Origin of the sequence: Erythrobacter dokdonensis DSW-74 (genome assembly GCF_001677335.1) — a bacterium.
Taxonomy (GTDB): domain Bacteria; phylum Pseudomonadota; class Alphaproteobacteria; order Sphingomonadales; family Sphingomonadaceae; genus Erythrobacter; species Erythrobacter dokdonensis.
This window is the reverse complement of sequence record NZ_LZYB01000001.1, coordinates 292835-305672: the sequence shown is the minus strand read 5'-3', so window position 1 is coordinate 305672 and position 12838 is coordinate 292835. Positions and strand designations below refer to the sequence as shown.

14 protein-coding genes are annotated in these 12838 nt (G+C 65.1%); 10 read left to right on the top strand and 4 right to left on the bottom strand.

Annotated elements, in window-relative coordinates; all coding sequences use genetic code 11:
• Nucleotides 1–69: 69 nt before the first annotated feature.
• From lepB to era, 3 genes are all read left to right on the top strand, one after another.
• Nucleotides 70–876: a signal peptidase I gene (gene lepB / locus I603_RS01490; RefSeq protein WP_232305211.1), complete on the top strand. Its 807-nt coding sequence runs from the start codon at nucleotides 70–72 to the stop codon at nucleotides 874–876.
• Nucleotides 873–1556: a ribonuclease III gene (rnc, locus tag I603_RS01485; protein WP_068862047.1), complete on the top strand. Its 684-nt coding sequence runs from the start codon at nucleotides 873–875 to the stop codon at nucleotides 1554–1556. The genes lepB and rnc overlap by 4 nt, the downstream gene beginning before the upstream one ends.
• Nucleotides 1557–1743: 187 nt before the next feature.
• Nucleotides 1744–2676 carry a GTPase Era gene (era, locus tag I603_RS01480; RefSeq protein ID WP_068862046.1) on the top strand — a complete coding sequence of 311 codons (933 nt, stop codon included), beginning with the start codon at nucleotides 1744–1746 and terminating at the stop codon, nucleotides 2674–2676.
• Nucleotides 2677–2883: 207 nt separating this feature from the next.
• Here era and I603_RS01475 read toward each other — a convergent pair whose 3' ends face one another.
• Nucleotides 2884–3747, bottom strand: a complete 864-nt coding sequence (locus tag I603_RS01475; RefSeq protein WP_068862045.1) for a bestrophin-like domain — start codon at nucleotides 3745–3747, stop codon at nucleotides 2884–2886.
• Between the two features lie 439 nt (nucleotides 3748–4186).
• Between I603_RS01475 and I603_RS01470 the strand changes: the two genes are divergently transcribed.
• The 7 genes from I603_RS01470 to I603_RS01440 all read left to right on the top strand — a co-directional run bounded on the left by I603_RS01470 (nucleotide 4187) and on the right by I603_RS01440 (nucleotide 9132).
• Nucleotides 4187–4786: a Crp/Fnr family transcriptional regulator gene (locus I603_RS01470; RefSeq protein WP_068862044.1), complete on the top strand. Its 600-nt coding sequence runs from the start codon at nucleotides 4187–4189 to the stop codon at nucleotides 4784–4786.
• Nucleotides 4787–4929: 143 nt separating this feature from the next.
• Nucleotides 4930–5271, top strand: coding sequence for an amidohydrolase family protein (locus tag I603_RS14645; RefSeq protein WP_068862043.1), 342 nt, complete (start codon nucleotides 4930–4932; stop codon nucleotides 5269–5271).
• Entirely contained in the window at nucleotides 5265–5771 is a 507-nt protein-coding gene (locus I603_RS14640) for an amidohydrolase family protein (protein ID WP_068862042.1), read from the top strand. Before I603_RS14645 ends, I603_RS14640 begins: the two co-directional genes overlap by 7 nt.
• A 37-nt stretch (nucleotides 5772–5808) precedes the next feature.
• A complete protein-coding gene (locus I603_RS01455; protein ID WP_068862041.1) occupies nucleotides 5809–6213 on the top strand; it encodes a hypothetical protein in 405 nt (134 codons plus the stop codon).
• Complete coding sequence (locus tag I603_RS01450; protein ID WP_068862040.1) at nucleotides 6210–6599, top strand: hypothetical protein; 390 nt, start codon at nucleotides 6210–6212, stop codon at nucleotides 6597–6599. Before I603_RS01455 ends, I603_RS01450 begins: the two co-directional genes overlap by 4 nt.
• Before the next feature lie 167 nt (nucleotides 6600–6766).
• Nucleotides 6767–7339: a DUF333 domain-containing protein gene (locus I603_RS01445; protein WP_068862039.1), complete on the top strand. Its 573-nt coding sequence runs from the start codon at nucleotides 6767–6769 to the stop codon at nucleotides 7337–7339.
• On the top strand, nucleotides 7336–9132 hold the full coding sequence (locus I603_RS01440; RefSeq protein ID WP_198157203.1) for an amidohydrolase: 1797 nt from the start codon (nucleotides 7336–7338) through the stop codon (nucleotides 9130–9132). Before I603_RS01445 ends, I603_RS01440 begins: the two co-directional genes overlap by 4 nt.
• 84 nt (nucleotides 9133–9216) lie before the next feature.
• Here the strand turns inward: I603_RS01440 and I603_RS14870 are convergent, their stop codons facing one another.
• The 3 genes from I603_RS14870 to topA form a co-directional block, all read right to left on the bottom strand.
• On the bottom strand, nucleotides 9217–9858 hold the full coding sequence (locus I603_RS14870; RefSeq protein ID WP_267889885.1) for a response regulator: 642 nt from the start codon (nucleotides 9856–9858) through the stop codon (nucleotides 9217–9219).
• Between the two features lie 2 nt (nucleotides 9859–9860).
• Complete coding sequence (locus I603_RS01430; protein WP_068862037.1) at nucleotides 9861–10139, bottom strand: hypothetical protein; 279 nt, start codon at nucleotides 10137–10139, stop codon at nucleotides 9861–9863.
• A gap of 91 nt (nucleotides 10140–10230) precedes the next feature.
• Nucleotides 10231–12768 (bottom strand): type I DNA topoisomerase, encoded by a 2538-nt coding sequence (gene topA / locus I603_RS01425; RefSeq protein ID WP_068862036.1) that lies wholly within the window; start codon nucleotides 12766–12768, stop codon nucleotides 10231–10233.
• Between the last annotated feature and the right edge of the window lie 70 nt (nucleotides 12769–12838).

Genomic DNA, 12838 nt, shown 5'->3' with positions numbered 1-12838 from the left:
GCATGCGTGCCGCTGCGACTAAGGGCATGAGCAATGGATGTTAAGAGCCAATCTCTGGGAAACGTCGCCATGCCTGCCTTGCAGGAGGTCGAGCCCCCGCGGGACGGTTGGGGGAGCTTTGCCTGGTTCCTCGTCAAGCTGGTGGTGCTGGTGCTGGCTTTCCGCACGCTGGCCTTTGCGCCTTTCTCGATCCCCTCGGAAAGCATGTTGCCGCGGCTCATCAACGGCGACTATCTGCTCGCCGCCAAATGGCCCTATGGTTTCTCGCGCCATTCGCTGCCCTTCGATCTGCCGCTGCCAGGCGGGCGCGTTCTGGGCGGCTTGCCGGAGCGCGGCGACGTCGTGATCTTCAAGCATCCCGTCGACGGACGCGACTACATCAAGCGGGTGATCGGCCTGCCCGGCGACCGCGTAGCGGTGGTTGCGGGGCAGGTGGTGCTGAACGGCACCCCTGTCACGCGCGAACCCGTCGCCGATTTCACCCTGCCCCTCTCGGCCAATACCGACTGCGGATGGGCGGGCCTCAGATCGGGTCTGCCCGATGGCAGCGAGACCTGCACCTACAGCCGGCTGCGCGAGACCCTGCCGGACGGCGCATCCTACGAGGTGCTCGACTTCGGCCCCTCGCCCGGTGACAGTTTCGCAGCCGTGACCGTGCCCGAGGGCACGCTGTTCGTGATGGGCGACAACCGCGACAACTCGCGCGACAGCCGCTGGCCGGCGGCGGCGGGCGATGCGGTGGGCATGGTCCCGCTCGACCGGCTGGTGGGGCGCGCGACGATCATCGTGTGGTCGACCGACGGCAGCGCCGAATGGCTCAAGCCGTGGACCTGGTTCTCCGCCACCCGCTGGGACCGCATCGGAGACAGCCTGTGACCACCCTCGAACCCGATACCCGTGACTGGCTGGAAGCGCAGGGCTTTGCCGTGAGCGAGGAGACGCGCTGGCTCGAGGCGCTGACCCACGGGAGCTATAATGGCGCGGGCGGCGGGGCGATCGATTACCAGCGGCTGGAGTTTCTGGGCGACCGGGTGCTGGGCCTGTCGGTCGCGGCGTGGCTGTATCGCGCGGGAGACGGGCCGGAGGGCAGGCTCTCGCAGCGCCTCAACGCACTCGTCAGCGGCGCCACCTGCGCGCGGATCGCGCGGGCAATCGGTCTTCCGGCCCATATCCGCCTGGGCAAGCAGGCGCGCGACGATGGCGGGGCGGACAGCGACAAGATCCTCGGCGACGTGATGGAGGCGCTGATCGGCGCCTGCTTTATCGAAAACGGCTTCGATGCCGCACAGGCCACGGTCTACCGCTTGTGGGCGAGCGAACTGGAAGGCGATGTCGGCAAGGCCAAGCATCCCAAGAGCGCGCTGCAGGAATGGGCGGCGGGCAACAAGCGGCAGATGCCGGTCTATGAAGTCACCGACCGCTCCGGCCCCGACCATGCGGCGCGCTTTACCGTCAAGGTATCGGTCCGCAATGTCGGCGAGGCCGAGGCCACCGCGAGCAGCAAGGGCGAGGCGGAACGGCTGGCGGCCAAGGCCTTTCTGGAGCGGCACGGCTGACCGATCCGCCCCCGTGATGTTCCACGTGCAACCCCGCGCAAGGCCTGCGCGAACGGGGGTCTGGAAGGGGTCAAGCAGGGGTCAGACGGGGGGTGAGAGGGGGTCTGGCCCCGCCTGAAGCCCTGCCAGCCCGGTGTGGCCGCCGTCCCCCTTCGACAAGCCTGCCCCAAGCAGGTATGGGCGGCCCATGAACCAGACCGATACCACTTCCGGCACCCCCACCCGCTGCGGCGTCGTTGCCGTGCTCGGCGCGCCCAATGCGGGCAAGTCGACCCTCGTGAACGCCCTCGTCGGCCAGAAGGTCGCGATCACCAGCGCCAAGGCGCAGACCACCCGCGCGCGGATGCTCGGCATTGCGCTGCACGAGGTCGACGGCGCGCCCACCCAGATGATCCTCGTCGACACTCCCGGCATCTTCGCCCCGCGCCGCCGGCTGGACCGCGCGATGGTGAGCGCCGCGTGGGAAGGCGCGGAAAGCGCCGACGCGGTGCTGCTGCTGGTCGATCCGATCAAGCAGCGCCGCCACGAGCTGGAGCCGCTGCTGGAAACCCTCGCAACCCGGCCCGAACGCAAGATCCTCGTCCTCAACAAGGTCGACCGCGCCAAGAAGGAGCCCTTGCTGGCGCTGGCGCAGGAACTGACCGGCAAGGTGGACTTCGCCGAGGTCTTCTTCGTCTCCGCCCTCACCGGCGAGGGGGTGCCCGAGATGAAGGACACGCTCGCCAGGATGATGCCCGAAGGCGTTTGGATGTATCCCGAAGACCAGGTCTCCGACGCCTCCGAACGCCTGCTCGCCGCCGAGATCACCCGCGAACAGCTCTACCAGCAGCTCCACGAGGAACTGCCCTATGACAGCGCGGTGCGGCCCGAAAAATACGAGCATCGCAAGGATGGCAGCATCGAGATCCACCAGCAGATCGTGGTGACGCGCGACAACCAGCGCGCGATCGTGCTCGGCAAGGGCGGATCACGCATCAAGGCGATCGGCGAGGCGGCGCGCAAGGAATTGTCCGAAGTCTTGGGCGTGAAGGTGCACCTGTTCCTGCACGTGAAAGTCTCCGAGAACTGGGCCGAGGACAAGGAGATTTTCGAGGAAATCGGGCTCGATTGGGTGCGGTAGGGTGCGAGCCGGGCGCATGTTAGCGCCAAGAGCCGACATTGTGGAAACGACCCGGCTGCGCACAGTGCCCGGAGCAAATTCGCTTCACGACAGCAGTCATTCGGTCGGCCCGACTTCAACGCTATGGAGCCGGGCCGTCGGCTGAACGGCAGGCTCGTGCCGAAACTGGCCCAAAGCCGCATGCCGACCCCGCCTTGCCTGCAAGCATCAGCGCGCGGGCGCTCGCGCCTCTCCCGCAATCGCGCTCAGGTTCTCCGGTGACGCCGAAGCGAAAAACACCAGCAGATCCTCCATGGGCTTCTGCTGCTCACGCAACATCCCGACCAGTGGACGATCAATGTCCACGATGAGCAGCATGGAAATGCTGAAAAGCAAGAACAGTCCGACCGCAGCAATGCGTGTGGACATGCCGACAAGCGAATATCCAAGGAAGGCCGCGGTCGCCATCATGTAGATCATCAGTACCGCATAGACCGCCGAGGGAACCTTTGCGGCGCGGGCATTTTTCCGGGCGGCGTCAAGATCGATCACCTCGTTGACCGAGGCGATGAACAAGCTGGTGACCGGGTTCGCTCCGGACGTTTCCGGTGTCCGTGCGGTGTGCGCCCACAGTTCAACCAGAAGCTCGTCGTTCTTGGCCATCCGTTGTTCGAAACGATCGTCAATCCGCCCGGCCAGGGCCAACCTGTTGTCGGCATATTCGACCAGGATCGCGCTGGCCCGCGCTCTTTGCGGCTCATCGATCAACTGTGCCCGAAGATAGGCCGTTCCGATCGCGTTGGCCTCCTGCAAGACCATCTCGCGGCGATCTTCGTAACGGCTCAGCGCCAGCGAGAATGTGAAGCCCAGAAGGAGCGCAAGAAGACCCAGAACGGCCGAGACAATGAAGGCATCATTTGCTTCGCCCTCGGTTCGATCGAAAACGAGAGCCGGCAAGCGACGCGCCGCGAGACCAGCAACGGCCGAGATGACCATCCCACCGAACAGGAGCAACGCGATCTGCCAGAGCGATGCGTGCTCGAACAGATCGATCAACGGTTCCGGTATGCTGATGTCGTCGACCCCGATCATGGCTTGCCCCCCTCTGGCAAGTGGCGGAGATCGCCCGCAATCCTCGTGGCGTCCCTCCGATCCGCGGCATTTCTACATCGCGATTTCCGGGCAATCCATCGGGAAATGCGATGCCCGGTGACAATCAGCGGCACACTCGCCCTGGGGATCAGAAACGAGGAACCAGCCAGTTGGCAATACCCCCCGCGGTGGCGCAGCCTTCATCTCTCGACCTCGATTGTGGTGCGCTGTACATTCCGGTCATGGATTCAATACCGGAACCAGAAGCTGCATGGCTCCGTATTCGGGCTTTTCCGCCGCGTCGGCTGGAGTCCGGTGGCAAGCGGAATGGCGCATCCGAATGATGGATCGAGCGCAAGCAGAACGCGTTCTCCTCGAAAACGGATGGCTGGCCGGACAGGAGCCCGACCTCGTCTAGGCGTTCCTGGGACATGCCTGCATGGTCGAAATCGGGACCAGCCAATCTCCGTTCCACCCCGGCGATGATCCGAGCGGGCTGTTTGGCGTCGTGCAGGGCGGGATCGGCGTCAGCATCACCTCGATAGACGACGAGATGCACCTTGCCGATGTTCTGCGGGCAGGTTCGTGGTTCGGCTATCGGCCGTTCCTTTATGGTGCGGGGCGCTCGGTCAAATACTACTTCACCGCAATCGAGCCCTCGCTCCTCGCTTATGTCAGCCTGCCTGACCTGCAAGCGATCGCCGCCAAGTCGGCGCACAACCAGCGCGCCCTGTTTTCACTCAGCGACTTCGCGCTCGAGATCGCCACCCGGACGATTGCCGCGCTGATGATCCGCAACCCCCAAAGGCGGATCGCGGAGATCCTGGCCCGGGTCAGCGTTCCGGCGGGCGAAGCGCGGGATGTGCATTCATCATGCGTAAGATTGACCCAGAGCCAGATCGGCGAAATGGCTGCGCTTGACCGGAAAGTGGTCAATCGCGCCCTCGGCCGGCTGGTAGACAGGGGGCTGGTACAACTCACCTATGCCGGTGTTATCGTCCCCGACCCTGCCGCGCTCCGTGCCTTCGCGCGGCAGTAAGGACCGGTGCGGCGTATAGGAGGCCGCATTATCCCAAATGGGATATTTGACCAGACGGCCTGAAGGTATCCTCCCATCGCAGCCAGAGTCGACTGGGGGATATCGATGCGTTTGTTCCAAATCGCCGCTGCGGCCTTGCCAAGATGGGCATCACCCGCGACACCCCCGATCCGGCGGGCGGGATCATCCGCAAGCGCGCCGACGGCGAGCCTGACGGCGTGCTCGAGGAAGCGGCGCATTTCAGCAACATGGGCAAGCTGCTCACCGCCCTCGACGGTGCGGCGTCGGTAGCGATCGTCAAGGCCGGAACCGATCTGTGGGCGCGCTTCGGCTACACCACGGCGCAGGACGGGCGCGCCACCGGCAGCACCGTTGCGGTGCTCGAAGAGGCCGCTGCCGCGGGCCGCCTGCCGATCGACGTGGTCGCCTATATCGACGTGCTGGTCGATCGCGACATGGCAAGGACGACCGGCGCCCGGTGCTGATCCACGGCCAGTTCCTGCGCAAGGACCAGATTGCCGCCTTCGACCGGCTGGGCGTGATCCCCTCGCTGTTCCCGATGCACACCTTCTACTGGGGCGACTGGCACCGCGATCACACGGTCGGCCCGGTCGATGCGGAGAACATTTCGCCCACCGGCTGGGTGCGCGAGCGCAAGATGATCTTCACCTCGCACCACGATGCGCCCGTCGCCTTCCCGGACTCGATGCGCGTGCTCGATGCCACGGTCACGCGCCGGTCGCGCAGCGGCGATATCCTCGGCCCGCAGCACCGCATGGACGTGATCACGGCCTTGAAGGCAATGACGATCTGGCCCGCCTACCAGCATTTCGAGGAAGACCGCAAAGGCTCGCTTGCGGTCGGCAAGCTGGCCGATTTCGTGATCCTCTCGGCCGATCCAACTGCCGTCGATCCGGAAACCATCGACCAGATCAAGGTCGAGGAGACGATCAAGGAGGGCACCACCATCTACCGGCGAAAGTGACGCAGTCGGCGAAGTCGAACATCAGGGAGAAATCGGGATGAGAGGAACGGCTATCGGAACCGCGCTGCTGGGGGCCATCGTGCTTGCGGGCTGCGCGCAGCCGGATGCGGCGGCGCCCGCTGCCGAAGAAGCGATCGAACGGCCTGACCAGGCACCCGCCGTCGCCGCTTCGGATGATCTCATGCGCCTGACCTGCGCCGATTTCCTCGCCACGGCCGAGATCGCGCGGACGCAGCCCGCCGACGATGCGGCGCTTGCCGCGCAGGACGAGATCGCCAATGGGCTGACCTGGCTGCACGGCTATCTTTATGCCTCGAGAGCCGGAGAGATCGATCCGCGCAGCCAGGACTGGATGGCCGCCACTGCCAAGCGTGTCTACGAGACCTGCTCGACGGCGGAAAAGCCCGCCGAGACCAGCCTGTTCGAGGTGGCAGGGTCATGAATACGGGCAAGACCTTCGCCATCGCGGCGCTGGCCGCGTTCGGCCTGGCAACCTTCTCCGGCGGTGCGCTGGCGAAGGATCGCTGGGACCGCGAGCGGGACAAGCGGCACCATCATCACGATCGCTGGGAAGACTGGGACAACCGCCGCGACGCGCGCCGGGCGGGTGCGATCGCAGGCACAGCCGCTGCCGGCGTGGCGGGCGCGGTCGCGCGCGACAATGCGCGCGACGATTACCGCGAATGCATGGACCATTACCGCAACGACTACCGCTACGAGCGCTATTGCCGCGAGGAATATTATCGCGACCAGCGCGCCGCCAGCCGCGCCGCGCGGCGCACGGGTGTGATCATCGGCCTCGGGGTCGAGGAGATCGTGCGGGACTGACGCAGAATGTCCCCGAACCGGGGAATGGCCGGGGCAAGAGGGGGATGGTGACATGCAAATGGACTGGGCGACGATTTCGGCGGCGATGACGTCGGCTGCGCTGCAGATTGCGGCGGGTTTTGCGCTCTACATGATCGGGCGCCGGATTTCATTGGGCGGGGAACGCAATGAAAGCAGGGATCGTTCTTGCAGCTCTGCCGCTCGCCTCAGGATCGCTTGCCGAGGCTCCGCATCCGGCCACGCCGTCCGTCGGCGCCCCCAATCCTGCTGCGGTGTTCTGCATCGAGGAAGGCGGCCAGCACATCATTGTTGGTGCAAACGGACAGCAACGCGGCATCTGCCGCTTCAGCGACGGGCACGAAGTCGATGCCTGGCAGTTTTTCCCTGAAAGTCATGGCGTTGGCGAGGCGCGGGTGATCAACCCTGCCGCACAATTCTGTCTTGCCGGAGGCGGTCGTTATCGCGTCGAACGGACCCCGGCCGGCGATGTCGGGCTGTGCACTCCCGCTGGCGGGGCCGAGATCGACGCATGGCAATTCTACCGCAACGCTCAGCGCGGCGGCACCATGGCGCTAGGCAATCCGGCAGCGCGGTTCTGTATTGCCCAGGGCGGGAGTTACCGCATCGCGCGGACGACCGAGGGCGATCGTGGTTACTGCTCGCCGCCCGGTGGTACTGAAATCGATGCCTGGCAACATTTTCGACAGCAAATGGGCGCGTCGCAAGGGAGGGACAATTGAACGAATTCAGTCGCGGCATGTTCGTTGGCGCGGGCCTGGGAGGCGCCGCCGACCTATCACCGTTATCACTGGCAGCGGCACAATCGCGGTCCTTGCAGGACGTCGGTGGATCGGTGCTGACGAACTCGCAGGCAACGATCTATACCGCGCGCGAAATCGTGACGCTCGATCCCGTGCGAGCAAAGGCCAACGCGGTCGCGGTGATCGGCGACCGGATCGGCTGGGTGGGCAGCCTTGAAGACCTTGTCGCCGCGCTGACGATGTCGTCGGAAATCCTCTCGATCGAGGATTGGGTGCTGCCGACCGGCACGGTGAAGGCCGTGCGCAACAAGAAGGATTTCATCGAACGGCTGACCCAGGCGGTCTCGAGAGGCGATCCGGCGGAACCCTTGCTGACCTGGGGCTATCATCCGGCCTTTTACGGCGAACTCACCCGCGCCGAACTCGACAAGGTCAGTCCGGAACGGCCGGTGATAGTGTGGGGGCGTTCGTGCCACGAGATGTTCCTCAACACCGCCGCACTGGCGCTCGGCAAGGTCACGCGCGAGGTGGTCGACGGCTTCTCGGCCTCGGCCAAGGAGCAGTCGAGTTTCGAGAAGGGCCATTTCTACGAACAGGGTTTGTTCGCGGTATTGCCTTTCATCGCGGGCTTCGTCGCTTCTCCCGAACGCCTGCGCGCCGGGCTTGAACTCATCCGCGACTACATGCACGCCAAGGGCATCACCTTCGGCAACGAGCCGGGCAGCATCCTCGCCAAGCCGGTGCAGGACGGGGTCAATGCGGTATTCTCGAGCCCCGACATGCCGTTCCGCTGGTCGTTCATGCCCGACGGCAAGAGCATCGTCGACAAGTTTGCCGACGATGCACAGGTGATCCCCGAAACCGAGAAACTGGCATCCTGGTACGGCGGCATGACCGGCATGACGACCAAGCAGGTCAAGCTGTTCGCCGACGGGGCGATCTATTCGCAGCTGATGCAGGTGCGCGAGCCCTATCTCGACGGGCACGAGGGCGAATGGATGACCGATAAGGAGGTGTTCGAACGCGCCTTCCGCATCTACTGGGATGCGGATTACCAGATCCATATCCACGTCAACGGCGATGCCGGCCTGGAGCTGCTGCTCGACACGTTGGAGGCAAACCTGCGGCGCCGGCCCCGCCACGATCATCGCACGGTGCTCGTGCATTTCGCGGTGAGCGGCGCGGACCAGGTCGAACGGATTGCCCGGCTCGGTGCGATCGTGAGCGGCAATCCCTATTATGTCAGCGCGCTGGCGGACCAGTATGGCAAGGTCGGGCTGGGGCCTGAACGCGCCGACGCGATGGTGCGTCTCGGCGATCTCGACCGCGGAACGGTGCGCTGGTCGCTCCATTCCGACATGCCGATGGCACCGGGCGATCCGCTGTTCCTGATGTGGTGCGCGGTCAACCGCATTACATCGTCAGGCCGGGTGGCTGGCGCAGAACAGCGGGTGAGCGCGCTTGATGCGCTTCGCGGGGTGACGATCGAGGCGGCCCATTCCTTGCGGCTGGAGGACGAGATCGGCAGCATTACCCCGGGCAAGCGCGCCAATCTGACCGTGCTTGATGCCAATCCGCTGACCGTCGCGCCCATGGACATCCGTCATATCGGCGTCTGGGGGACCGTGATGGAAGGCCGCGTGCTTCCGGTTGAGGGTGTCGCCGCCGCGCACCGCGAGACAGCGGGATCACGCCTCGCACACGACCCTGCCTTCAGCGAAACCGCCTTTGCCCATGCCTTGAAGGCGGGACACGCCGGCCATCCGGGATGACAGGAAGGGCTGCCGGGCGGGCGCGTCCGGTACCGGAAAAAAGGCCAACCCCGTGTCAGGCACGGGCTGACGAGGTCGTGGTTTTCACCCCCGCCCCAGCTTCTCCAGCTTGGCGCGCAGGGAGGCCTCGTCGAAGGGCTTGACGATGTAATCGTCCGCGCCAGCGGCGATGCCGTCGTGGATGTCCTTGGCCTCGCCGTTCGAGGTGCAGAATACCACCACCGGCTCCTTGGGCGTGGGGATGCTGCGCAGCTTGGTGACGAAGGTGATCCCGTCCATTTCGGGCATGTTCCAGTCGGTGAGGACGAGGTCGGGCATTGCCCGCTTGCAGCGCGCCAGCGCCTCCTCGCCGTTCTCGGCCTCGATCGCGACATAGCCGAGGCTGATCGCGATCTTGCTGGAAACCTTGCGAATCACGCGGCTGTCATCGACGATCAGACAGGTGCGGGCTGTGGACGCCGATGGCTCGCGCCCGGCATAGCGGTCGCGCATGACCTTGGCGGCAGCGACGACGGCGTCGGTATCGGGCGCGTCATCCTGCCCCCTTGCCGCAGCCGGTGCGGCCGGAGCGCGGGCCTGCATTTCGGAAAGCGCGTCCTGGACCGATGCACTCTCGCGCTCGCGCTCGCTCTGGGCCAGCTTCTCGGCCAGCGTCTTGCCTTCCATTCCCTGAGCCATGCCGGAGCGGCGATTGGGGCCGGAATTGCGCTTGATCAGGTTCTGCATGGTCAATGCCCTCCGTGCAGGCTGGCAAAGCCATCGTCATATTCGGCGGCATAGTCGCCGCCTGCCGCAGCCGCCTCGCCGGGCGTCATGCGGACGTGGAGATAGGGCATCCAGACATCGCCGAACTCGGCCTTCTGATACCACACGTCGAGCACGTCGTAGCTGGCCCACATCCCGTCCGGCTCGCGCAGACGGATGCCCTCGCCGATGCGCGGCACCGCGGCAAAGCGGATACGGTCCTGGGTCTGGTGCGTCTCGTTCTGGACTTCGATTTCAATCACGGTGCAGCCCCTGGTCTCGGGTCACCAGTGATAGGCCGGAAATGCTTTATGATTTACGAACGGATTCCTGTTCGCACGACGGAGCACGCACCTATTTTGTCGTGGGCTTCTTTTTTGCCGGAGCCTTCTTTTTCGCGGGCGCCTTTTTCTTCGCCTTTCCCTTAGCCCCACCCTTGGCAATACGCGCATCGATCAGCGCGATCGCCGCGTCGAGCGTCACGTCTTCCGGCTTGGTGTCGCGCGGAATCGTGGCGTTGGTGGTGCCGTCGGTCACGTAAGGCCCGTAGCGCCCCGGCATGACCTTGATCTCGCCGCCGCTGGCAGGGTGCGCGCCGAGGGTGGCAATGGGTTCGGCCTTGCCGCGCGCCGCCCCGCCGCGTGTTGCGGCCTGGGCGAGGATATCGACCGCGCGGTTCATCCCCACCTCGAACACCTCGCGGGTGCTGGCGAGCTTGCCATACTTGCCGTCATGCCTGAGATATGGCCCATAACGCCCGATATTGGCTTCGATTTCCTTGCCGGTATCGGGATGCGCGCCGATGATGCGCGGCAGGTCGAGCAGCTTCACCGCCCAATCCAGATCAAAATCGTCGAGGTCCTTGGGGATGCTTGCCCGCTTGGCCTCCTTGCCCTCGCCCATCTGCACATAGGGGCCGAAGCGACCCGACTTGCGGTGGATATCCTCGCCGGTTTCGGGATGCTGGCCAAGGACCCCGTCCTCGGCCCCGCTCTCGCCATCGCCGCCACCTTGCGCAAAACGGCGGGTGTATTTGCATTCGGGATAATTGGCGCAGGCCACGAACGCCCCGAACCGTCCGCCGCGCAAGCTCAGGCGGCCATTGGCGCGGCCTTCCACGGCGCAGAGCGGACAGGCGCGCGGGTCGGATCCGTCCTCGCGCGGGGGGAACAGGAAGTCGGAGAGATATTCGTCCAGCGCCTCGGTCACTTCCGAGGGCAGCTTGTCCATCACCTCGTCGGCCTTGGGCTTGAAGTCCTTCCAGAAGCGGGCAAGCAACGCCTTGTAATCCTCGCGCCCGTCGGAGACGATATCAAGCTCGTCCTCCATCCCTGCGGTGAAATCATAGGCGACATAGGTGGGGAAGAAGCGTTCGAGGAAGGCGGTCAGCAGCCGGCCCGATTCCTCGGCGAAAAAGCGGTTCTTCTCCATCCGCACATAGGCACGGTCGCGCAAGGTCTGGATCGTCGCGGCGTAGGTGGAGGGCCGCCCGATGCCGAGCTCCTCCAGCCGCTTGACCAGCGAGGCTTCGGAAAAGCGCGGCGGCGGCTGGGTGAAGTGCTGGGTCGCCTCGACGCTGCGCTTGGCCGGGCAATCGCCCGCGCGCATCACCGGCAGCAGCCCGCTTTCATCATCGTCGGCATCGTCGAAGCCTTCCTGATAGACCGCGAGGAAGCCGGGGAATCGGATCACCTGGCCGGTAGCGCGCAATTCGTGGCTTCCGGTCGCATCGCGCAAGGTGACAGTCGTACGTTCGAGCAGCGCGGTCGCCATCTGGCTTGCCATGGCGCGCTTGAAGATGAGGTCATAAAGCTTCGCCTCGTCGCCCGTTCCGGCGCGTTCCCGAGTGAAATCGGTCGGGCGGATGGCTTCGTGCGCTTCCTGGGCATTCTTCGCCTTGGTGCTATAGAAGCGCGGCTTTTCGGGCCGGTAATCCTCGGAAAACCGCGCGGTGATGGCGTCGCGCGCGGCGTGAATCGCGCTCATGTCCATCTGCACCCCGTCGGTCCGCATATAGGTGATCGCGCCGGCCTCGTAGAGGCTCTGCGCCAGCCGCATGGTGTGCTGCGCCGAATAGCCGAGCTTGCGGGCGGCTTCCTGTTGCAGGGTCGAGGTGGTGAACGGCGGCGCGGGGTTGCGCTTGACCGGCCTGGTTTCCACGCCCTCTACCGTGAAGCGCCCCGCCTCGACCGCGGCCTTGGCCTCCAGCGCGATGCCTTCTTGGCCGAGACTCAGCTTTTCCAGCTTCTCGCCACGGAAGCGCACCAGCCGCGCGTCGAACTCGGTGCCGTCGTGTTGCATGTGCGCGACGACGTTCCAGTATTCATCCGCGCGGAAGGCCTCGATCTCGCGCTCGCGCTCGACGATCAGCCGCAGCGCGACCGATTGCACGCGGCCTGCACTTTTTGCCCCGGGCAGCTTCCTCCACAGCACCGGCGAGAGCGTGAAGCCGAACAGGTAATCCAGCGCACGGCGGGCGAGATAGGCGTCGATCAGCGGCTGGTCGAGCTCGCGCGGGCGCGCCATCGCCTCGGTAACGGCCTGCTTGGTGATCGCGTTGAAGGTGACGCGCGCGACGTTCTTGGGCAGCGCCTTCCTTTTCGCCAGCAGTTCCTGCACGTGCCAGCTGATCGCCTCGCCCTCGCGGTCGGGGTCGGTAGCGAGCACCAGCCGGTCGGCCTTCTTGGCCGCTTCGGCGATTTCCTTGAAGCGGCTCTGCTTGTCGCGATAGAGTTCCCAGTCCATCGCGAAATCATCGTCCGGCTTCACGCTGCCATCCTTGGGCGGCAGGTCGCGGACATGGCCGTAGGAGGCGAGGACCTTGAAGTCCTTGCCCAGATATTTCTCGATAGTCTTCGCCTTGGCCGGCGATTCGACGATGACAAGCTGCATGGCGGCTATGGAGGTGTCCCTTACGTGTGTACGCGCGAGGGTGGGGCCGCACTTCTTATGCCGTCAAGCG

What these genes read in the sequence shown, in the direction of transcription:
- lepB (WP_232305211.1), top strand. Translation starts at nt 70, where the DNA reads ATGCCTGCCTTGCAGGAGGTCGAGCCCCCGCGGGACGGTTGGGGGAGC.
- I603_RS01455 (WP_068862041.1), top strand. Translation starts at nt 5,809, where the DNA reads ATGAGAGGAACGGCTATCGGAACCGCGCTGCTGGGGGCCATCGTGCTT.
- era (WP_068862046.1), top strand. Translation starts at nt 1,744, where the DNA reads ATGAACCAGACCGATACCACTTCCGGCACCCCCACCCGCTGCGGCGTC.
- topA (WP_068862036.1), bottom strand. Translation starts at nt 12,768, where the DNA reads ATGCAGCTTGTCATCGTCGAATCGCCGGCCAAGGCGAAGACTATCGAG.
- I603_RS01475 (WP_068862045.1), bottom strand. Translation starts at nt 3,747, where the DNA reads ATGATCGGGGTCGACGACATCAGCATACCGGAACCGTTGATCGATCTG.
- I603_RS14870 (WP_267889885.1), bottom strand. Translation starts at nt 9,858, where the DNA reads ATGCAGAACCTGATCAAGCGCAATTCCGGCCCCAATCGCCGCTCCGGC.
- I603_RS14645 (WP_068862043.1), top strand. Translation starts at nt 4,930, where the DNA reads ATGGGCATCACCCGCGACACCCCCGATCCGGCGGGCGGGATCATCCGC.
- I603_RS01445 (WP_068862039.1), top strand. Translation starts at nt 6,767, where the DNA reads ATGAAAGCAGGGATCGTTCTTGCAGCTCTGCCGCTCGCCTCAGGATCG.
- I603_RS01450 (WP_068862040.1), top strand. Translation starts at nt 6,210, where the DNA reads ATGAATACGGGCAAGACCTTCGCCATCGCGGCGCTGGCCGCGTTCGGC.
- I603_RS01470 (WP_068862044.1), top strand. Translation starts at nt 4,187, where the DNA reads ATGGTCGAAATCGGGACCAGCCAATCTCCGTTCCACCCCGGCGATGAT.